Origin of the sequence: Domibacillus sp. 8LH, assembly GCF_038806185.1 — a bacterium.
In the GTDB taxonomy this organism is placed as follows: domain Bacteria; phylum Bacillota; class Bacilli; order Bacillales; family Domibacillaceae; genus Domibacillus; species Domibacillus indicus_A.
The window spans coordinates 245,393-266,983 of sequence record NZ_JAVJNG010000003.1; the positions used below are offsets into that span (position 1 = coordinate 245,393).

The following is a 21,591-nucleotide window of genomic DNA, read 5'->3' on the forward strand; positions in this document are numbered from 1 at the left end:
AAATGAGCAAGTGGTTTAATGTGGGGAAAATCGTCAATACACATGGTTTGCGGGGAGAAGTCCGTGTCATGTCACAAACAGATTTTCCAGAGAAGCGATTTAAAAAAGGCAGTGAGCTCGCGGTTTTTAAAAAAGGGGATAAAGAAGGTATCCCGGTTACAGTCGCTGCACATCGCACCCATAAAAATTTTGATTTGCTGACGTTCGAAGGGCGTCCATCCATTGAGGATGTAGAGGCCTTCAAGGGAACGATATTAAAAGTACATGAAACCCACCTTGGCGAGCTGGATGAAGGAGAATTTTATCTTCATGAAATCGTTGGCTGCCAGGTGGAAACGATGTCAGGCGATACAGTTGGCAAAGTGATTGAAGTGCTGACACCGGGTGCAAACGATGTGTGGGTCGTAAAAGGCGAGGGCAAGACATTTTATATCCCTTACATTGATGATGTAGTGAAATCGATCGACAAAGAGAAAAAGCTGATCTTAATCGATCCGATGGAAGGACTGCTTGAATGAAGATCGATGTGCTGACACTATTTCCGGAAATGTTTGAGGGCGTTTTTTCTTCATCCATTATGAAAAAAGCAGCCGAAAAAAATAAAGCGTCCTTTCGGGCGGTGAACTTTCGGGATTTTGCGAAAGGAAAGCATAAAGTGGTCGATGATTATCCGTACGGCGGCGGTGCGGGAATGGTGCTTAAGCCACAGCCTCTTTTTGATGCGGTAGAAGCGTTAAAGGGGGAAGCGGAGGCAGCTCCGCGCATTATTTTAATGTGCCCGCAGGGAGAGCGATATACGCAAAAAAAAGCAGAAGAGCTTTCAAAAGAACAGCATTTAATTTTTTTATGCGGTCATTATGAAGGCTATGATGAACGGGTCCGCGATCACCTTGTAACCGACGAAATTTCGATCGGTGATTACGTGCTGACCGGCGGTGAACTGGGGGCAATGGTCATAGCGGACAGCGTGGTCCGTCTGCTGCCGGGCGTGCTTGGAAATGAACAGTCTGCCGTACTGGATTCATTTTCGTCCGGTATGCTTGAGCACCCCCATTACACACGTCCAGCCGACTTTAGAGGCATAAAGGTGCCAGATGTCCTTCTATCGGGCAATCATAAGCATATTGAAGAGTGGCGTGCAGAGCAGTCGCTTAAGCGCACGTGGGAACGGCGGCCTGATTTGCTGGATTTAATGAATTTAACGGATCAGGAAAAAGAAAAAATTAAGCGATGGGAATCCGAAAAATAACGTTGATTTAGTGGGAAATCTATGATAAAATTTCGTAGTCAGTGTGTAAAATAACACGCTGCATTAAAACGGTGTTCCGCTGCCGTGATTGCGCGGGTATGAACATTTGTTAGAAGGAGAGGAAAACACAATGAACCAATTGATTCAAGAATTGACACAAGAGCAGCTTCGTACTGATCTTCCAGCTTTCCGTCCGGGAGACACAGTTCGTGTACACGTTAAAGTTATCGAGGGTACACGTGAGCGTATTCAGGTATTTGAAGGCGTTGTAATCAAGCGTCGCGGCGGCGGCGTAAGCGAAACATTCACAGTCCGCAAGATTTCTTACGGCGTGGGCGTTGAGCGTGCATTCCCGCTTCACACACCAAAAATCGCGAAAATCGAAGTTATGCGTCGTGGTAAAGTTCGTCGTGCGAAATTGTACTACTTGCGTAACCTACGCGGTAAAGCAGCGCGTATTAAAGAAATTCGATAATAAGAGAGTAAAGGAGTCTGCCTGCAGACTCCTTTTTCTTTCAGGTTTTACGACCATCGTGATATGATAAGTGTACTTGAATTGAAGGTGGTGCCAGCATGGCTAAAGGAAAAAATGAATTTTGGGAATGGACGAAAGCGCTGCTGATCGCGGTCGGGCTTGCTGCCCTGATCCGGTATTTTATATTTGCGCCGATTGTGGTTGACGGTCTTTCGATGATGCCGACACTTGAAAGTGGGGATCGGATGATTGTGAATAAACTTGGTGATCCGGACCGTTTCGATATTGTCGTATTTCATGCGCCCGAACAGAAAGATTACATAAAACGAGTTATTGGTCTTCCAGGAGACACCATTGAGTATAAAAATGACATTTTATATGTGAATGGGAAAGCTATAGAAGAACCGTATTTAGATGAATATAAGAGGGAAGTAACCGATGGTCCATTAACTCCCGACTTTACGTTAGCTGAAATTACCGGCCAGGAAACTGTGCCGGAAGGCGAGATTTTTGTGATGGGCGACAATCGCCGTTTTAGTAAAGACAGCCGTCATATTGGTACTGTTAAAATTGACGAGATTGTCGGTGAAACCAGACTTGTTTACTGGCCGTTTGACCAAATTCATCTTGTAGAATAAACGGACTCGAAAGGAATGTGTACGCTTGACAATACAGTGGTTTCCAGGCCATATGGCCAAAGCAAGACGGCAGGTAACAGAAAAATTAAAGCTCGTTGATATCATTTTTGAATTGGTGGATGCGCGCCTGCCTTTGTCTTCGCGCAATCCGATGATCGATGAGATTTTAAACCAGAAGCCGAGGCTTGTCATTCTAAACAAAGAGGATATGGCCGATCCGGTTATGACAAAAGAGTGGATTGCTTACTTTAAAGAAAAAGGCGTTGTAGCCGTTTCGGTGAATTCCCAGGCGGGCAGCGGACTCGACAAAATTGTAAAAGCAGCTGAGAGCATTTTAAAAGAAAAATGGGATCGCATGCGCGCACGGGGAATGAAGCCGCGGGCAATAAGAGCGATGATTGTTGGTATTCCAAATGTCGGCAAGTCAACACTCATTAACCGGATTGCCAAAAAAAATATTGCCAAAACCGGTAATATGCCGGGCGTAACAAAAGCACAGCAGTGGATTAAAACGGCTAAAAACCTAGAGCTTTTGGATACGCCGGGTATTTTATGGCCAAAGTTCGAAGACCCGGAAATCGGCTACAAATTGGCCTTGACGGGTGCCATAAAAGATGCGATCTTGAATTTGCAGGATGTGGCGATCTGGGGGCTTCGTTTTTTAGAGAGCGAGTATCCGTCGCGGCTTCAAGAGCGCTATGGCTACAGAGAGCTTCCGGAAGACATGGCGGTTGTTTTTGAACAAATTGGTGAACGGCGCGGCTGCCTGTCTACAGGAGGCGGCATTGATTACGACAAGGTAACGGATGTAATTATTCGTGATGTGCGTACAACGCAGTTTGGCCGCCTTACATTTGATATTCCGCCACAAAAAGCGTGAAGGACTTCCTTCGCGTTTTTTTATGGAAAAAAAAGAAAAAAAGCCGATAATACAGATAAGGAGCCAAGAAAACATGTGCAAGGAAACGATTACCCAAATTAAACAGCAGCTCACAGCTGTCAGCAGCTTAGAAGACAAACAGCTGGCCCAGTGGGAGAAAGATGAAAGAAGGGGCGTGCAGACAGCTGTGAAAGCGTGCAGGCGCCGTCTTCAAAAGAAAAAGGATGAACAGGAGCGCCTGGAGCAAATGATGGCGTATGAGCGGGCAGCAATGAAGCGGGGAATGCAAAGCATTGCCGGCATTGATGAAGCGGGCAGAGGGCCCCTTGCAGGCCCTGTAGTAGCTGCTGCGTGTATTCTGCCGGATGGTTTTTTGCCAGAAGGGTTAAATGACTCTAAAAAAATAAAAGAATCCATCCGCGATGAACTATATGCGCTGATAATAGAAAAAGCGGCAGTCGGCGTCGGTATTGTCAGTGCAGAAGAAATTGACCGAATCAATATTTACGAAGCGGCTAAAAAAGCAATGATGCTTGCAGTAGAATCACTTCCAAAGCAGCCGGATCACCTGCTTGTCGATGCGATGACGCTGCCGGCTGCCATCAGCCAGGAGGCTATTATAAAAGGGGACGCTAAAAGTGCGTCTATTGCCGCAGCGTCTATTATTGCCAAGGTAACTCGTGACCGGCTCATGAAAGAATATGCAGCCCAATTTCCCGGCTATGGATTTGAAAAGAATATGGGATATGGCACGAAAGAGCATATTGAAGGATTAAAGCAATTTGGCGTAACGCCGCAGCACCGCAAAACATTTGCGCCTGTAAAAGATATGCACACACTATAAAAAGCAGGAGGGACATTCTATGGAAATTGGGCAGCAGGCCCTTCAAAAAGGTGTGCGGCTGCAGGAGGCGCGCAGCCCGATTGACATATTGAAAGAAGGGCATATTTTTTCTGGTAAAACCATCAAGCTTTTACCCGGACAAATGGCCGAAATCGCAGCGCTTGGCCAAAAGCTGACAGCACAGCTTGAAACACCGCTGCAAGCAGGAGAGCGCTATACGTTTCAAGTGGTTTCTTTGGATCGGGGTGTTTCACTCCGTGTACTTGCAGAAAACCCGGCAGCAAAGCTTCCAGCCGATCAAGTGTCTGTCCTGCTCGAAAAAATGGGACTGCAGCCAACGAAAGAAAACATGGCTTTTACAGCAGCGGCCCTCCAAAATGGAACAGCTCTTTCAAAATCTCTGATCCAAACCGCTTCGGGATGGCTTGGGAAGTCTGGAGCAGAAGGGATAAAAGTGGTCCGGTTTATGCTGAGCCGTCATTTGCCGATAACAGAAAATGTTTTCCAGTCCCTGCTAGCTGCCCGTTCAACGGGTTCGATGACCGAAAAAATGGGTTCTTTACAGCAATTACTCGTACAAAATGGCTTTAAACAATCAGAGGCAGCCAAAGCAATCGGCCGCCTGCTTGGAGAAACAGCAGAGACATTTGCTTTTAAAGGCACAGCCAATGAAAAAGCGGTTCAGCTGGTTTCAGCGCTGCAAGGTACCGATACGCCCGAAAAAGCGGCAGCCATCCGGGTGCTCGGCCAATCAATGGCTGCAAATCCTTCTTTAGCAGCCCAGCATGGAGAAGCACTGCTTGCCGGGATTGCCAGAAGCTCTGAGCCATCTTTGAACCAGAATGCGGAACTTCGCCCTGTCCAGCTGCTTAAACAAGCACTGTCCCAGCTGGCTGGAAGTCCTGTGTCTGAAAAAGCAGTTACCGTTTTTAAGCAGGCTCTTTCTTTATCCCTCCCTCTTGGGCATCCCGAACGACCGGCTTTGATGCAGCAGCTGGCACAGCTCGCAGACGGGTTTAAAACGGGACAGGCCCTTTCTCAAAGAACGGCTGCATCCTTGCTTCAGCTGGCTTCTTCTGCCGCTGTATCCCTTCCTGACCAGGCCGCGGCAAGAATGGCTGCATTGATCGGTGCCGATGCGCTTTCTTTTGAGGAACCGCCGGCAAGTTCGGTTCTACGTGATGCCTTCCGTTTTCTTGGAGTGGACCACGAAGCCGTTCTTGCCTCGAAAGGAAATGTCCAAAACGCTCCGCAGACTGTTAAGCAGGAGCTGATCAAGCTCATGTCAGATACAATGCCGGCACCCATTAAAGAAGCTGCTGAGCAGATGGTTGGCCGTCTTAATGCACAGCATATTTTGTCTGCCGAATCCGGCCCTGTTCAGCAGCTAGTGCTGCAGTCTCCTTTACAATTTGGTGAATTTAAAGGCGATGTGACGATCAAGTGGGAAGGAAAGAAAAAAGCAGACGGAAAAATTGACGCTGATTTTTGCCGTGTATTGTTTTATGTGGAAATGCCGCGTTTAAAACAAACGGTCATTGACATGCAGGTGCAAAACCGGATTGTGCATTTGCACATTGCCGCGGAAATTCCGGGCCCGCTGCTGAAAAAAATAAGCAGCCCGGCTGTTGATTCATTGAAAGAGGCCCTTGAAGCAGGCGGATACCGCTTGTCCGGCGTTTCGTTCAAGGAACCAGCGGCGCTGGAAAAGGAAAAGCCGCCGCTTGCCCGCATTATGGATGATGATCGTTATATGGGGGTGGATATACGCATATGAACCAGCCAAACCGGAGGCAGGCCGCCGCTCTTTCTTATAATCCAGACTCAGTCGGAGCGCCGGTTGTAAAAGCAAAGGGGAAAGGACTCATCGCTGATCAAATTATTGCCTCTGCAAAAGAAAATAATATTCCGATACAAGAAGATCCAGGGCTTGTTGAGCTGCTCGGACAGCTTGAAATAAATGAAGCGATTCCAGAAGATTTATATCAAGCGGTAGCCGAAGTGTTCGCTTTTATATACCGTCTTGATCAGTCCCTTGATAAATAAACATTGTAAGCGTTTTGCGAAAAATGTCTGTTCTTGAAAAAAGAGCGGATTTTTTATGTTCAAAAGCTGGACATAATTTTGATTTTTCTCTACAATGAAGTCGCAGTCTGATTTGCAAAAAGACTATGTTTTGAGACCGATAGGAGGCTGGAAGATGAATATTCATGAGTATCAAGGGAAAGAAGTTCTCAGAAGCTACGGCGTTGCCGTGCCGAATGGGAAAGTTGCGTTTTCCGTTGAAGAAGCGGTTGAAGCAGCAAAAGAACTTGGCACAGCAGTAAACGTTGTCAAAGCACAGATTCATGCGGGCGGCCGCGGAAAAGCGGGCGGCGTTAAAGTTGCAAAGAATCTCGACGAAGTACGTACATATGCACAAGAAATCCTCGGTAAAGTGTTAGTCACGCACCAGACAGGTCCTGAAGGCAAAGAAGTAAAGCGCCTTCTTATTGAAGAAGGATGCGACATTAAAAAAGAATACTATATCGGCTTAGTGCTGGACCGCGCAACGTCTCAAGTTGTTTTAATGGCATCTGAAGAAGGCGGAACAGAGATTGAAGAAGTAGCCGAAGCAACACCAGAAAAAATCTTTAAAGAGTATATTGACCCAGTAACTGGCCTTAGCGCATACCAGGCCCGCCGTATTGCGTTCAATATCAATATTCCGAAAGAACTTGTTGGACAAGCTGTTAAATTTATGATGAGCCTTTACACTGCGTTTGTAGAAAAGGACTGCTCTATTGCTGAAATTAACCCGCTTGTTGTAACAGGTGATGGAAAAGTAATGGCGCTGGATGCAAAATTGAATTTTGATTCAAATGCTCTATACCGTCATAAAGACATTTTAGAATATCGTGATCTTGAAGAAGAAGATGCAAAAGAAATCGAAGCATCAAAATATGACCTCAGCTACATTGCTCTTGATGGAAATATCGGCTGCATGGTAAACGGTGCAGGTCTTGCCATGGCAACGATGGATATTATCAAGCATTATGGCGGCGATCCGGCTAACTTCCTTGATGTTGGGGGCGGCGCAACAGCTGAAAAAGTAACAGAAGCATTTAAAATTATTTTGTCTGATGAAAATGTAAAGGGTATTTTCGTTAACATTTTCGGCGGCATTATGAAATGTGACGTTATTGCAACAGGTGTGGTAGAAGCTGCGAAGCAGGTAAGCCTGTCCGTACCACTTGTGGTGCGTTTGGAAGGTACGAATGTAGATGCCGGTAAAGCAATCTTGAACGAGTCAGGTCTTGACATCGTTTCAGCAGATTCTATGGCAGATGGCGCGCAAAAGATCGTTAGTCTCGTAAAATAATCAGGATGTTGACAATAGAAAGGCAGGTATAGGCATGAGTGTATTCATTAATAAAGATACAAAGGTAATTGTTCAGGGCATCACGGGCTCTACTGCCCTTTTCCATACAAAACAAATGCTTGAATATGGAACGAAAATTGTTGGCGGTGTTACTCCTGGTAAGGGCGGCACTGAAGTAGAAGGCGTACCGGTGTTTAATACGCTTCAAGAAGCTGTGCAGGCAACAGGTGCCAACGCGTCTGTTATTTACGTACCGGCTCCATTCGCAGCTGATGCCATTTTGGAAGCGGTTGACGCAAATCTTGACCTTGCTATTTGTATTACAGAACATATTCCAGTACTCGACATGGTAAAAGTGAAACGTTATATGCAAGGCAAGAAAACACGTCTTGTTGGGCCAAACTGCCCGGGTGTTATTACACCGGATGAGTGCAAAATCGGTATCATGCCAGGGTATATCCATACAAAAGGCCATGTTGGTGTTGTATCACGCTCCGGCACACTTACGTACGAAGCTGTACACCAGTTAACACAAGCAGGAATCGGCCAGTCTACAGCTGTTGGTATCGGCGGTGACCCGGTGAACGGAACAGACTTTATTGATGTTTTAAAAGCATTCAATGAAGATCCAGAAACAAAAGCAGTCATCATGATTGGTGAAATCGGCGGTACAGCAGAGGAAGAAGCAGCCGAGTGGGTAAAAGCAAACATGACAAAACCAGTTGTCGGCTTTATCGGCGGACGTACAGCGCCTCCAGGAAAGCGTATGGGCCATGCTGGTGCGATTATTTCAGGCGGTAAAGGAACAGCTGACGAAAAAATCCGTGTTATGAACGAATGCGGCATTCAAGTAGCGGAAACTCCGTCTGTTATGGGTGAAACATTAATTAAAGTTCTTGAGCAGCAAGGACTTTTAGAAGAATGCAAAACACATTAATCGAAAACGAAGACGCCTGAATTACTCAGGCGTCTCTCTTTGCATGTATTAAAGGAGGGAAATGCGTTGCATCATACAACTAAGCAGCTTTTAAAACTGCAATACTGCCCAGGTATCAGCTGGAAAGACCAATATGTATTATTAAAAAATGATCCTCATTTAAGCCATCTTCCCCGTATGACAGCCGCAGAATTTGCTGCCGCCACAAACCGTTCCATTGGACAAGCAGAAACCATTTTAAGCGGGTTTCATTCTCTTTCCTATCATCATCTTTATTCTTCTTTATTGGAGTCCTCTACAACCTTTATTCCCATTTATGACCCGCAATATCCTGAACCATTAAAAATGCTCCTACAGCCTCCGTGGGGCTTATTTGCTATGGGAGAAACGGCGCTTATGAGCAGCCGGAATATGCTTGCTGTTGTGGGAGCACGCGATGGAAATGAATACGGAAAACAAGTACTGCAAATGCTGGTCCCTGCTTTAGTCAAAAGAAATATTACAATCGTCAGCGGGCTTGCTAAAGGAATCGACGCTTTTTCACATGAAGCTGCCCTTCAGGCAGGCGGCAAAACGATTGCGATTATTGCGGGTGGATTTAGTCATTTATACCCAAAAGAAAACAAACCATTAGCCCATCGTATTTCCAGACAAGGTCTTATTTTGTCCGAATACGCACCGAACCGAAAACCGGAGAAATGGCAATTTCCAGCTCGAAATCGGATCATCAGCGGATTGTCAAAGGGTGTATTAGTCGTACAGGCGGCTAAAAAAAGCGGTTCACTTATCACAGCTTCTTTTGCACTTGAACAAGGCATTGACGTATTTGCAGTACCAGGACCAATTACCCATCCACTTTCAGAAGGTGTGCATGCTCTCATTGCGGATGGAGCCAAAATTGTTCATGGTGCTGACGATATTTTATCGGAATGGAGGCAGGAATAAAAAAACTTTTCGCGAAAACAGTTGCAATTCAGGTTTATATCATATAAATTTTGCAACAGAATGATTTTTGCAAAACATGTCCTGTTCTGTAATAAATAGAGAATGAAAATGAATAGCACAAATAAAGAAACGTTTGACAAACAAACCATAACCGCATAATAATATGTCTAATTATTCATTTTACCTCTCGGGGAGGCTTTATCTTATGTCAGATTATTTAGTAATAGTAGAGTCCCCGGCGAAAGCGAAGACAATTGAACGCTATCTCGGGAAAAAATACAAGGTGCGCGCATCCATGGGGCATGTTCGGGATTTGCCGAAAAGCCAAATGGGCGTAGACATAGAACATAATTATGATCCAAAATACATTACCATCCGCGGCAAAGGCCCGGTTTTAAAAGAACTAAAAACAGCTGCCAAAAGAGCGAAAAAAATCTACCTCGCGGCTGACCCGGATCGCGAAGGAGAAGCGATTGCCTGGCATTTGGCGCATTCACTAAACATTGATACCGCCTCTGACTGCCGGGTCGTATTTAACGAGATTACCAAAGACGCGATCAAGGAGTCTTTTAAGCACCCGCGGCCAATTAATATGGATTTGGTGGATGCCCAGCAGGCACGGCGGATTCTCGACCGGCTTGTCGGCTATAATATCAGTCCGTTATTGTGGAAAAAAGTAAAAAAGGGCCTGAGTGCCGGGCGTGTTCAATCAGTGGCTCTTCGCCTTGTGATTGATCGTGAAAATGAAATTAAAGTATTTGTACCAGAAGAATATTGGACCATTGAAGCGGAATTTACAAAAGGAACGGATACATTCAGTGCTTCTTTTTACGGGTTAAATGGCAAAAAAGAAAAGCTTTCATCAGAAGCCGATGTAAAAAAAGTGCTGGCTGCGATTGAAGGGAATCAGTTTTCTATTCAAACCGTTACAAAAAAAGAACGCCGGCGTAATCCAGCTGCTGCGTTTACCACTTCTTCGCTGCAGCAGGAAGCGGCACGCAAATTAAATTTCCGAGCGAAAAAAACAATGATGCTCGCCCAGCAATTGTATGAAGGAATCGACCTTGGCAAGGAAGGCACGGTTGGTTTGATTACGTATATGAGAACGGATTCAACACGCGTCTCGGAAGTAGCGCAGTCGGAAAGCCTGGAGTACATCACTGCTCATTATGGAAAAGAATATGTGAAAGAGCAGGGACAAAAAAGCGAATCAAAGAAAAAAGGTGCCCAGGATGCCCATGAAGCGATTCGTCCGACCAGCGCGATGCGTGAGCCGTCCGCACTGAAAGATTTTCTTTCGCGGGATCAGCATCGCCTTTATAAGCTCATATGGGAGAGATTTATCGCAAGTCAAATGGCCGCAGCTGTAATGGATACCGTCAGCACAGATATTGTAAACGGTGATGTGATGTTCCGGGCAACGGGGTCAAAAGTAAAGTTTCCTGGCTTTATGAAAGTATATGTAGAAGGTACGGATGACACAAAAGAAGAAAAAGAAAACTTTCTGCCAAATCTCGAAAAAGGGGATACGGTGCAATCAAAGGAAATTGATCCAAAGCAGCACTTTACTCAGCCGCCGCCCCGTTATACAGAAGCCCGTCTTGTTAAAACGCTAGAAGAGCTCGGCATTGGGCGTCCGTCCACGTATGCACCTACTCTTGACACGATTCAAAAACGCGGATACGTGGCACTGGATAATAAGCGTTTTGTTCCGACAGAACTGGGAACGATCGTCCACGAATTGATGGCCGAGTTTTTTGCGGATATTATCGATGTAGAATTTACGGTGAAAATGGAACGTGACCTTGATAATGTAGAAGAAGGCATTAAAGAATGGGCAGCTGTTATTGATGAGTTCTACAAGGGCTTTGAAGGCCATTTGGAAAAAGCAGAAAAAGAAATGGAGCAGGTTGAAATAAAGGATGAGCCTGCTGGTGAGGATTGTGAAAAATGCGGCCATGAAATGGTCTTTAAAATGGGCCGCTTTGGGAAGTTTATGGCATGCAGTAACTTCCCAGACTGCCGAAATACAAAAGCCATTGTCAAAGAAATCGGCGTAAAATGCCCTAAGTGTGCAGAAGGTAATATAATAGAAAGAAAAAGTAAAAAACGGCGTATTTTTTATGGCTGTGACCAATTCCCTGGATGCGATTTTCTATCGTGGGATAAGCCAATTGAGCGCCCATGTCCGAAATGCGGTAAACTGCTCGTTGAGAAAAAGCTGAAAAAAGGCGTGCAGATTCAATGCACGGAATGTGATTATAAGGAACAGCCGCAGTCTTAAAACGGTGAAAGCCGCCTTGTTTAGAGCAAAACAAGGCGGCTTTTTGCATGGACAACAACATTTTGCTTTTTTTCTACAAGCAGGTAGTGTACAATGCTTAATGGACATACGGGTACGTACCTTTAAAGCAGGGGGAAACAACGATGAATCAACCAATTAACGTAATCGGAGCGGGACTTGCGGGCAGCGAAGCCGCTTTTCAAATAGCAGAACGGGGCTTGCAGGTCCGCTTATACGAAATGCGCCCGGTTAAACAAACACCAGCGCATCATACAGATAAATTTGCCGAGCTTGTGTGCAGCAATTCATTGCGGGCAAACGGGCTGACGAATGCGGTTGGCGTGTTAAAAGAAGAAATGCGCCGTTTAAATTCAGTGATTATCAGTTCAGCGGATGCATGTGCGGTTCCGGCGGGCGGTGCACTGGCTGTAGACCGGCATGAATTTGCGGGACACGTAACAGAGCGGGTGAAAAATCATCCAAATGTAACCGTCATTAATGAAGAAGTAACAGAAATTCCAGAAGGGATTACCGTTATTGCAACAGGTCCTCTGACAACGAGCGGATTAGCTGAAAAAATAAAAGAGCTTACAGGGGAAGAATATTTATACTTTTATGACGCGGCAGCACCGATTGTCGAAAAAGACAGTATTGATATGAATATTGCGTATTTAAAATCCCGCTATGACAAAGGGGAAGCGGCTTATTTAAACTGCCCGATGAATGAAGAAGAGTTTGACCGTTTTTACGAAGCATTGATCGCGGCCGAAACGGTGCCGTTAAAAGAATTTGAAAAAGAAATTTTCTTCGAAGGCTGTATGCCGATTGAAGTTATGGCCAGCCGGGGCAGGAAAACCATGCTGTTCGGCCCGATGAAGCCGGTCGGACTGGAAGATCCACGTACAGGAAAGCGCCCATACGCAGTAGTACAGCTTCGCCAGGATAACGCGGCCGGAACGCTTTACAACATTGTTGGTTTTCAAACCCACTTGAAATGGGGACCGCAAAAAGAGGTGCTTCAGCTTATTCCGGGACTTCAAAATGTTGAAATTGTTCGTTACGGAGTAATGCACCGCAATACGTTTATTAATTCACCAAAAGCGCTGCTGCCAACTTATCAGCTAAAAAGCCGTCCAACACTTTTCTTTGCCGGACAAATGACTGGCGTGGAAGGATATGTAGAGTCAGCGGCAAGCGGCTTAATGGCAGGAATTAATGCTGCAAGGCTGGCACTTGGACAGGATCCGGTAACCGCACCGCAGGAAACAGCTATTGGCGGCATGGCACACTATATTACGCATACATCCCCGGATAATTTTCAGCCGATGAATGCCAACTTTGGGTTGTTCCCGGCGTTGCCAGAGAAAATTAAAGGCAAAAAAGAACGGTACGAAGCGCTCGCTGGGCGGGCTTTAGAAATAATTCAAACTTTTTCGAAAAGTTTGTAAATTTCTTGCGAAGGGCTGCTGACATATGCTATTATGTAGTAGCCCTTTTGTGAGGTGGGAAAATGTCTAAACTTTTCAAAAATTATACAAACTCTTATTTTGCTTACCTGCAAATTGAAAAAAACAGCTCTGTTCATACGGTAAAGAATTATCGTGATGATCTGGAGCACTTTTTTATGTTCATGAATGAACAGCTTATTACAGAATTAACAGATGTAACGCATCAAACAGCGCGCTTATATTTAACCTTGCTTCATGAGAAAAAAATGGCGCGGGCGTCTGTTTCACGAAAAATATCGGCCCTTCGCGGGTTTTATCGTTTTTTAATGAGGGAAAATGTCGTAACGGAAAATCCGTTTTTGCTTGTGCATCGGCCGAAAGGAACAAAGAAGCTCCCGTCTTTTTTTTATGAAGAGGAAATGAGGGAGCTATTTGAAGCGGCAGATGGGACAGATCTCCTGTCTATCCGAAATCGGGCGTTGCTTGAAATCTTGTACGGGACGGGTATCCGTGTCAGTGAATGTGCGGCGATTGAGCTGCCCGATTTAGATGCGCGCCTCGGTGTTCTTCTCGTCCATGGAAAAGGCGGGAAAGAAAGGTACGTGCCATACGGCAGTTTTGCAGCAGAGGCTGTGGAACATTACAATCAAAACAGCCGGCCCCTTTTAATCAAGAAAAATGAACATAGTAAATTGTTTGTGAATTTCAGGGGTGCACCAATCACGACTGGCGGAATCCGCCATATTTTAAATGATTTAATTCAAAAAGCTTCGTTATCAGGGAAAATTCATCCGCATATGCTAAGGCATACGTTCGCAACGCATATGTTAAATAACGGCGCGGATATGAGAACGGTACAGGAGCTGCTTGGGCATGCCAGCCTTTCGTCTACCCAAATGTACACACATATTACGAGAGAACACCTGCAGCATACATACCGCAATCATCATCCACGTGCATAAAGGAGAGAGAAGAAGTGGGAGAATTTCATGCAACAACGATATTTGCTGTTAAGCACAATGGATCTTCAGCGATGGCTGGAGATGGACAAGTAACGTTTGGCAACGCGGTTGTAATGAAGCACACGGCTAAAAAAGTACGTCGTCTTTTTAATGGAAAAGTCGTCGCTGGCTTTGCCGGATCAGTTGCGGATGCGTTCACGTTATTTGAGCTTTTTGAAAAAAAACTGAATGAATACAGCGGCAACCTGCAGCGGGCAGCTGTCGAGCTTGCCAAGGAGTGGCGTACTGATAAAATGCTTCGCCGTCTGGAAGCCATGCTCATCGTGATGGATAAAGACAATTTACTGCTTGTATCGGGTACAGGCGAAGTCATTGAACCGGATGACGGCATTTTAGCGATTGGATCGGGCGGGAATTATGCTTTGTCAGCAGGACGAGCACTCAAGCAATATGCTGTACAGCTGACTGCGGCGGAAATTGCAGAAGCCGCCTTGAAAACGGCAGCAGATATATGTGTATACACGAACCATAATATTATTGTAGAAGAACTGTAGTGAGGAGTGAAAAAATGAAGCCAAATACGATGAATATGACACCGCGCCAAATTGTCGAGCGTCTTGATCAATATATTGTAGGACAAAAAGAAGCGAAAAAGTCTGTCGCTGTTGCGCTTCGTAACCGGTACCGCAGAAGTTTGCTTGATGAAGCGATTCGTGATGAAGTCGTACCGAAAAATATACTCATGATTGGGCCGACTGGGGTGGGTAAAACAGAAATTGCCCGCCGTATGGCCAAGCTTGCAGGTGCGCCATTTATTAAAGTGGAAGCCACAAAGTTTACCGAAGTGGGCTACGTCGGCAGGGATGTTGAATCAATGGTGCGGGATTTGGCTGAAACGGCCGTCCGGCTCGTCAAAGAAGAAAAGATGAACGAGGTAAAGGAACCGGCCAAAGAAGCGGCCAACCGCCGTCTTGTCGAGCTGCTTGTTCCATCACGCAAAAAAAGCACATCGGTTAAAAATCCGTTTGAAATGCTGTTTGGAGGACAGAACAGCCAGCAGGAAGAATCAGATGATTCAACTGAAGATATGTCTATTTTTGAAAAACGCCGTGCAGTTGAGCAAAAGCTTGCAGCCGGAGAACTTGAAAATGAAACCATTACGGTGGAAGTGGAAGAGCAGCCGCCTTCTATGTTTGATTTGTTTCAAGGCTCCGGAATGGAGCAAATGGGGATGAATATGCAGGATGCTCTTGGCGGCCTGATGCCGAAAAAAAAGAAAAAGAAAAAGCTTGCTGTGAAAGACGCCCGCTCTGTGCTGGAGCAGGAAGAAGCCCAAAAGCTGATTGATATGGATGAGGTTACACAGGAAGCAGTTAGACGTGCCGAACAAACCGGGATTATATTCATTGATGAAGTGGATAAAATAGCGGTAAAAGGCGGTGCATCTTCAGGAGCCAATGTTTCGCGCGAAGGGGTTCAGCGCGACATTCTGCCAATTGTAGAAGGGTCAACCATTGTGACGAAATACGGGACGGTTAAAACAGACTATATTCTATTTATTGCAGCAGGCGCCTTTCACATGTCTAAACCGTCTGATTTAATCCCAGAGCTGCAAGGGCGCTTCCCAATCCGGGTTGAATTAGAGAAGCTGTCAACAGACGATTTTGTTCGAATTTTAGTAGAGCCGGATAATGCGCTTCTTAAGCAGTATAAAGCATTGCTTGAAACAGAAGGCATCCATGTTGAGTTTACAGATGAAGCTGTTCAGCGCCTGGCCGAAATTGCTGTTCATGTGAACAGTGAAACAGACAATATCGGTGCCCGCCGTCTGCATACAATCATGGAAAAGCTGCTTGAAGATTTATCTTTTGAAGCACCAGACATTATGATGGAAAAAATCACAATCACACCGCAATACGTAGATGAGAAATTATCTGCTATTTCACAGAACAAAGATTTAAGCGAATTTATTTTATAATCAATCGGAGGAACTGCATCATGAATCTTTTAGAGAAAACAAGAAAAATTAATCAAATGCTGCAAAACGCGGCAGGCAAAACGGTGAACTTTAAAGAAATGGCTGAATCCCTTTCTGAAGTAATTGAAGCGAATATTTTTGTCGTGAGCCGCCGTGGAAAACTGCTTGGCTTTGGCGTAAACCAGCAAATTGAAAACGAGCGAATGAAACAAATGCTCGTTGAACGCCAATTTCCAGAGCAATACACAAAAAGCCTGTTTAATTTAACTGAAACATCATCCAACTTAGATGTAAACAGTGAATACACCGCTTTTCCAGTGGAAAACAAGGAGCTGTTTCAAAACGGCTTAACAACGATTGTACCGATCGTAGGTGCTGGTGAACGTCTTGGTACACTTGTACTGGCTCGATTAGAAGAACAATTCCATGATGATGATTTGATTTTAGCGGAATACGGAGCAACAGTTGTTGGAATGGAAATTCTTCGTGAAAAAGCGGAAGAAATGCAGGAAGAAGCCCGCAGTAAAGCGGTAGTGCAAATGGCCATCAGCTCTCTTTCCTACAGCGAGCTGGAAGCAATCGAGCACATTTTCGAAGAATTAGATGGGAAAGAAGGACTGCTGGTTGCGTCTAAAATTGCAGACCGTGTGGGTATTACCCGCTCTGTTATTGTAAACGCGCTTCGTAAGCTTGAAAGTGCCGGGGTGATCGAATCACGTTCGCTTGGTATGAAAGGCACATATATCAAAGTCCTAAACAATAAATTCTTGATGGAATTGGAAAAACTGAAATCAAATTAACAAAAAACACCTGTAGTTACAAATACTGCAGGTGTTTTTTTATCGATTTTTTATGATAATAATCCCAAAATTGTTTAAGGGTGAGAGTATTATGTCAATTTATTCTTTAGTTATAGGAAATATGAAATTTTTTTGTTATTTTTGTTAAGTAGGTGTCGAAAAATGTCTTTTATGTTATATTTCTTTAAGTGTATAATTTATTAACAAAATAACTAAAGAATTCAAGGTACTGGAGTGGTTAAATTGAACCTGTTTTCAAATTCAATTACTTCTTTAGAACGAGGTTTGGATTACGCGGCTTTAAAGCAAAGAACGATTGCTGATAATATTGCCAATGTCGATACACCAAACTATAAGGCTAAAGAGGTAAACTTCAAGAAAATATTGGAAAATAATCAAAATGATTTTAAAAATAACCGAACAGATCAGCGTCATTTTGTTTTTTCCGCTCAATCACCAAACCATGTCATTATGACTGCACGAAATATGTCCTACAACGAAAATGGAAATAGTGTAGATTTAGATGCCGAAATGTCCAAAATGGCAGAAAATCAAATTTATTATAATGCACTGACAGACCGGCTTAGTTCAAAGTATGCTTCTCTGACAAATATCATAAAAGGAGGCAGATAAATATGTTTAACGGAATGAACATTACGGCATCTGCTCTGACTGCACAGCGTCTGCGTATGGATGTTATTTCTTCTAATATGGCAAATGCTGAATCTACCCGGGCAAAGCTCGTGGATGGGGAATGGCAGCCTTATCAGCGTAAATCCGTTGTGCTGCAGCCAAAAGGAAATTCGTTTTCAAGCTTTTTGCAGATGGCGTCAAACCGCCAGGAAGCAGGAAACGGTGTAAAAGTGACTAAAATCATTGAAGATACAGAAACACCTAATAAAATGGTTTATGACCCAGAACACCCTGATGCGAATGAAGAGGGTTATGTAAGTATGCCAAATGTAGACCCTTTACGGGAAATGGTTGATTTAATGAGTACAACCCGCTCCTATGAGGCGAATGTAACGGTTTTTAATGCTTCGAAGGCTATGATGACTAAAGCGCTTGAAATTGGGAAATAAGGAAATAAGGAGATGATTTAAATGGCGATTGAAGCATTAAATGCGGTTTCTACACCTGCGATCGAAACATCTGCTTTAAAAAAAGCAGCTACACCCTATGAATCTCAGCAAAAATTCGCGGATTTTTTAAAAGATTCATTGAATACTGTGATGAAAACAGAAGCGGAGTCAAACTCGCTGACGGCAAAAATGATCAATGGTGAAAATGTTGATATTCATCAAGTGATGTCAGCCGCTCAAAAATCAGGCATCACCATGCAGTTAACATTGGAAGTCCGTAATAAAGCTGTAGAAGCATATCAGGAAATGATGCGGATGCAGATGTAATAGACCATGACCGAATGAAGTGACCGGGGGATTGTAATGAACGAAAATATAAAACAACAGCTTGCAAGAATAAAAGAATATTGGAACAGCCGGTCAAAAAAACAAAAAGTGATTGGAATATCATCCTTTGCTCTTTTTGTTATTGCGTTGTCACTAATCGTTTTTTTGACTAACAGAACGACAATGGTTCCTCTTTACAGCGAGCTTGCTCCTTCAGAGATCGGTGCTGTAAAAGAAAATCTCGACGGGCGGGGTATTCCGTACGAAGTGACTGAAGGAGGAACAGGTATCCTTGTGCCGGAAGAATCCGTCGATACGCTCAAAGTGGATCTAGCCGCTGAAGGCCTTCCGCAGTCCGGTACGATTGATTACAGCTTTTTCAGCGAAAATGCCGGGTTCGGAATGACGGACAATGAATTTAATGTTCTTAAGCTTGATGCGATGCAGACCGAGCTTAGCAATCTTATTTCTGAGATTGATGGAGTAAAAGATGCGAAAGTTATGATTAACCTGCCGCAGCAGCAAATTTTCGTTACCGACGAAGCAGAAAAAGCATCTGCTTCGGTTGTGCTGAATACAGAACCAGGCTATCAATTTGATGAAAAACAAATTAAGTCCCTTTATCACTTAGTATCCAAAAGTGTCCCGAACCTTCCTGTCGAAAATATTGCCATTATGAATCAAAATTTTGAATACTACGACCTTGCGAGTGCAGGAAGCGGTTCGGGCGATTCATTCGAACAGCAGCTGGCTGTGAAAAAACAAGTGGAACGCGACGTGCAGCGGCAGGTACAAAGTATGCTTGGCACACTGATGGGCGCGGACAAAGTGGTTGCAACGGTTACAGCCGATATTGACTTTACCCAGGAGAATCGAGAAGAAAACCTGGTAGAGCCGGTTGACGAAGAAAACATGGAAGGTATCCAAATCAGTGCTCAAAGAATTACCGAAACCTATTCAGGGGATGCAGCAGGCGCAGGAGGCGTTCCGCAGGCAGAAGAAGAAGGGGACACAGCCACTTCTTACCTTGAAGGAGCAACAGGTACAGGCGATTACGAGCGGACAGAGGAAACGGTCAATAACGAAGTAAACCGGATTCGCCGGGAAATCAAAGAAAGTCCGTATAAGATCCGCGACTTAGGTATCCAGGTTATGGTAGAGCCGCCAACGCCGGATGATCCAAACTCTATGCCTGACCAAAGCGTGGAAGAAATCCAGCAGCTGCTCGGCAACATTGTCAGAACGTCTATTGATGAAAGCTACAATACTGATTTAACAGACCAGGCACTTGAAGATAAAATTACGGTTTCAGTTCAGGAATTAAATGGGAAAGTTGCATTTGAGGAAGAAGAAACATCCTCTATTCCATGGTGGGTATATCTCATTGGGGCTATTCTTCTTGTCGTTATCGGTGTGCTCGTCTTTATGATGATAAGAAGACGCCGTGAGGAAGAAGAAGAATTCGAGGAAGAATTAGAAGAAGAGATTGAAGAACTGTTGACTGAAACAGAGAGCAGCACAAGACGGAAACAGTTAGAAAAAATGGCGAAAGAAAAACCAGAAGAGTTTGCAAAACTGCTTCGTACTTGGCTGTCTGAGGAATAGGAGGGCAATATGGCGATACGTGAGAAGAAACTGACCGGAAAACAAAAAGCCGCAATCCTGCTTATTTCTCTTGGGCCGGATTACTCGGCTTCTGTTTACAAACATTTATCAGAAGAAGAAATTGAACGGCTGACACTGGAAATTTCGGGTGTAAAAAAAGTAGATACCGAGATTAAAGAAGAAGTGTTCGAAGAATTTCATAATATTGCATTGGCGCAGGATTATATTTCCCAGGGGGGGATCGGTTATGCCAAAACTGTTCTTGAAAAAGCGCTCGGAACAGATCAGGCGCAAAATATCATTAACCGTTTAACATCTTCCCTACAAGTTCGGCCGTTTGATTTTGCTCGCCGGGCAGACCCGGGACAAATATTAAACTTTATTCAAAATGAACACCCGCAGACGATTGCTTTGATTCTTTCTTATTTGGATCCGCAGCAGGCAGGGCAGATTTTATCGGAGCTGCCGCAGGAAGTTCAAGCGGATATCGCAAAAAGAATTGCCATTATGGACAGCACGTCTCCAGAAATTATCAATGAAGTTGAAGCGATTTTAGAACGGAAATTGAGCTCAACGGTAACGCAGGATTATACACAGACAGGCGGAGTGGAAGCGGTCGTTGAAGTGCTGAATGGTGTAGACCGCTCAACGGAAAAAACGATTTTGGATGCACTTGAAATACAAGATCCTGAATTGGCAGAAGAAATTAAAAAGCGCATGTTTGTGTTTGAAGATATTGTTACACTGGATAACCGCTCTATTCAGCGTGTTATTCGCGACTGTGAAAATGAAGACTTGCTGCTTTCTCTTAAAGTTTCAAGCGAGGAAGTGCGTGAAGTGGTTTTCCGCAATATGTCTCAGCGAATGGTGGAGACGTTCAAAGAAGAAATGGAATATATGGGTCCTGTCCGGCTTCGTGATGTGGAAGAAGCGCAGTCACGAATTGTTGCGACGATTCGCCGTCTAGAGGAAACGGGAGAAATTATCATTGCTCGTGGCGGAGGAGATGATATTATTGTCTGATTTTGAACGGTATGAGTGGCCGATAGAACAAGAAGCGGGTACACGAATCATTGGCATAAAGCCTATTTACACACGCAATGAACAAAAAGAAGCAGTTGCACCGGATTTTTCTTATGAACGATCACAAGTGTTAGAAGAAGCAAACCGCCAGGCACAAAGAATCTTAGAAGAGGCTGAAACGAAGCGGCAGCGGATCGAACAAGAATCTGCCGCCTGGCAGCAAAACTGGGTGAAGGAAAAAGAACGCCTGCAAAAAGAAGCCTATGACCAGGCGTTTCAGCAGGGAGCAGAACAAGGAAGAGCAGCCGGATACAATGAGATGAAAGAGCTGATTGAAGAAGCACATTCTATCGTGTCATCTTCGAAAATTGAATACGAAAAAAATGTTGAGCGGTCAGAACGTACCATCATAGAGCTTGCTGTTATCTGCGCAGAAAAAATTCTGCGTACAGAGCTTGATCAAAACGAAGATGCTTTTATGAGTATCATTCGCTCAGCATTAAAAGAAACAAAAAACCAAAAAGAAATTCAAATTCATGTTCATCCAGGAAAATATGAATTGGTCATTTCACAAAAAGATGAAATAGAAGCTCTATTCCCAAATGAAATCAACTGCTATATTTTTCCGAATGAAGAAGCGGGGGAAAACGCCTGCTTTATTGAAACATCGAATGGCCGAATTGATGCCGGCGTTGATACACAGCTGCACCAGCTGCGTAAAACGCTGCTTCAATTGCTGGAGAGTGAATAAGA

At 44.4% G+C, this 21,591-nt stretch carries 23 protein-coding genes; all 23 read left to right on the forward strand.

The genetic code is table 11. From position 1 onward, the window contains the following. Positions 1-2: 2 nt before the first annotated feature. Positions 3-518 (forward strand): ribosome maturation factor RimM, encoded by a 516-nt coding sequence (gene rimM, locus RG959_RS07705; RefSeq protein ID WP_342796604.1) that lies wholly within the window; start codon positions 3-5, stop codon positions 516-518. Then, positions 515-1,249 (forward strand): tRNA (guanosine(37)-N1)-methyltransferase TrmD, encoded by a 735-nt coding sequence (trmD, locus tag RG959_RS07710; RefSeq protein ID WP_342796605.1) that lies wholly within the window; start codon positions 515-517, stop codon positions 1,247-1,249. Before rimM ends, trmD begins: the two co-directional genes overlap by 4 nt. Before the next feature lie 130 nt (positions 1,250-1,379). After that, a complete protein-coding gene (rplS, locus tag RG959_RS07715) occupies positions 1,380-1,724 on the forward strand; it encodes a 50S ribosomal protein L19 (RefSeq protein WP_242232070.1) in 345 nt (114 codons plus the stop codon). A gap of 98 nt (positions 1,725-1,822) precedes the next feature. Beyond that, a complete protein-coding gene (gene lepB, locus RG959_RS07720) occupies positions 1,823-2,362 on the forward strand; it encodes a signal peptidase I (RefSeq protein ID WP_251270265.1) in 540 nt (179 codons plus the stop codon). A gap of 25 nt (positions 2,363-2,387) precedes the next feature. Next, a complete protein-coding gene (ylqF, locus tag RG959_RS07725) occupies positions 2,388-3,242 on the forward strand; it encodes a ribosome biogenesis GTPase YlqF (protein ID WP_342796606.1) in 855 nt (284 codons plus the stop codon). Between the two features lie 73 nt (positions 3,243-3,315). Then, a complete protein-coding gene (locus RG959_RS07730) occupies positions 3,316-4,086 on the forward strand; it encodes a ribonuclease HII (protein ID WP_342796607.1) in 771 nt (256 codons plus the stop codon). Positions 4,087-4,105: 19 nt separating this feature from the next. Continuing rightward, a complete protein-coding gene (locus tag RG959_RS07735) occupies positions 4,106-5,863 on the forward strand; it encodes a hypothetical protein (RefSeq protein WP_342796608.1) in 1,758 nt (585 codons plus the stop codon). Beyond that, positions 5,860-6,132 carry an EscU/YscU/HrcU family type III secretion system export apparatus switch protein gene (locus RG959_RS07740; RefSeq protein WP_251270259.1) on the forward strand — a complete coding sequence of 91 codons (273 nt, stop codon included), beginning with the start codon at positions 5,860-5,862 and terminating at the stop codon, positions 6,130-6,132. The genes RG959_RS07735 and RG959_RS07740 overlap by 4 nt, the downstream gene beginning before the upstream one ends. A 154-nt stretch (positions 6,133-6,286) precedes the next feature. Next, positions 6,287-7,447, forward strand: coding sequence for an ADP-forming succinate--CoA ligase subunit beta (sucC, locus tag RG959_RS07745; protein WP_251270258.1), 1,161 nt, complete (start codon positions 6,287-6,289; stop codon positions 7,445-7,447). A gap of 34 nt (positions 7,448-7,481) precedes the next feature. Next, a complete protein-coding gene (gene sucD, locus RG959_RS07750) occupies positions 7,482-8,384 on the forward strand; it encodes a succinate--CoA ligase subunit alpha (protein WP_242232063.1) in 903 nt (300 codons plus the stop codon). 66 nt (positions 8,385-8,450) lie between these two features. Then, positions 8,451-9,329 (forward strand): DNA-processing protein DprA, encoded by an 879-nt coding sequence (gene dprA, locus RG959_RS07755; protein WP_342796609.1) that lies wholly within the window; start codon positions 8,451-8,453, stop codon positions 9,327-9,329. A 205-nt stretch (positions 9,330-9,534) separates the two neighbouring features. After that, entirely contained in the window at positions 9,535-11,613 is a 2,079-nt protein-coding gene (gene topA / locus RG959_RS07760; RefSeq protein WP_342796610.1) for a type I DNA topoisomerase, read from the forward strand. Positions 11,614-11,756: 143 nt separating this feature from the next. Next, a complete protein-coding gene (gene trmFO / locus RG959_RS07765; protein WP_342796611.1) occupies positions 11,757-13,061 on the forward strand; it encodes an FADH(2)-oxidizing methylenetetrahydrofolate--tRNA-(uracil(54)-C(5))-methyltransferase TrmFO in 1,305 nt (434 codons plus the stop codon). Between the two features lie 62 nt (positions 13,062-13,123). After that, complete coding sequence (gene xerC, locus RG959_RS07770) at positions 13,124-14,023, forward strand: tyrosine recombinase XerC (protein ID WP_342796612.1); 900 nt, start codon at positions 13,124-13,126, stop codon at positions 14,021-14,023. Between the two features lie 14 nt (positions 14,024-14,037). After that, entirely contained in the window at positions 14,038-14,577 is a 540-nt protein-coding gene (gene hslV / locus RG959_RS07775) for an ATP-dependent protease subunit HslV (protein WP_251270251.1), read from the forward strand. Positions 14,578-14,606: 29 nt separating this feature from the next. Continuing rightward, positions 14,607-16,001 (forward strand): ATP-dependent protease ATPase subunit HslU, encoded by a 1,395-nt coding sequence (gene hslU / locus RG959_RS07780; RefSeq protein WP_342796690.1) that lies wholly within the window; start codon positions 14,607-14,609, stop codon positions 15,999-16,001. 20 nt (positions 16,002-16,021) lie between these two features. Further along, positions 16,022-16,801, forward strand: a complete 780-nt coding sequence (gene codY / locus RG959_RS07785; RefSeq protein ID WP_251270249.1) for a GTP-sensing pleiotropic transcriptional regulator CodY — start codon at positions 16,022-16,024, stop codon at positions 16,799-16,801. 234 nt (positions 16,802-17,035) lie between these two features. Continuing rightward, positions 17,036-17,434 carry a flagellar basal body rod protein FlgB gene (flgB, locus tag RG959_RS07790; RefSeq protein WP_342796613.1) on the forward strand — a complete coding sequence of 133 codons (399 nt, stop codon included), beginning with the start codon at positions 17,036-17,038 and terminating at the stop codon, positions 17,432-17,434. Further along, positions 17,431-17,883, forward strand: coding sequence for a flagellar basal body rod protein FlgC (gene flgC / locus RG959_RS07795; RefSeq protein ID WP_315696055.1), 453 nt, complete (start codon positions 17,431-17,433; stop codon positions 17,881-17,883). The genes flgB and flgC overlap by 4 nt, the downstream gene beginning before the upstream one ends. Positions 17,884-17,904: 21 nt before the next feature. Continuing rightward, a complete protein-coding gene (gene fliE, locus RG959_RS07800) occupies positions 17,905-18,210 on the forward strand; it encodes a flagellar hook-basal body complex protein FliE (protein ID WP_309087078.1) in 306 nt (101 codons plus the stop codon). Between the two features lie 36 nt (positions 18,211-18,246). Beyond that, positions 18,247-19,815: a flagellar basal-body MS-ring/collar protein FliF gene (gene fliF / locus RG959_RS07805; RefSeq protein WP_342796614.1), complete on the forward strand. Its 1,569-nt coding sequence runs from the start codon at positions 18,247-18,249 to the stop codon at positions 19,813-19,815. Positions 19,816-19,824: 9 nt separating this feature from the next. Continuing rightward, on the forward strand, positions 19,825-20,838 hold the full coding sequence (gene fliG / locus RG959_RS07810) for a flagellar motor switch protein FliG (protein ID WP_251270243.1): 1,014 nt from the start codon (positions 19,825-19,827) through the stop codon (positions 20,836-20,838). Further along, positions 20,831-21,589, forward strand: coding sequence for a flagellar assembly protein FliH (gene fliH / locus RG959_RS07815; protein ID WP_342796615.1), 759 nt, complete (start codon positions 20,831-20,833; stop codon positions 21,587-21,589). The genes fliG and fliH overlap by 8 nt, the downstream gene beginning before the upstream one ends. Positions 21,590-21,591 lie beyond the last annotated feature (2 nt).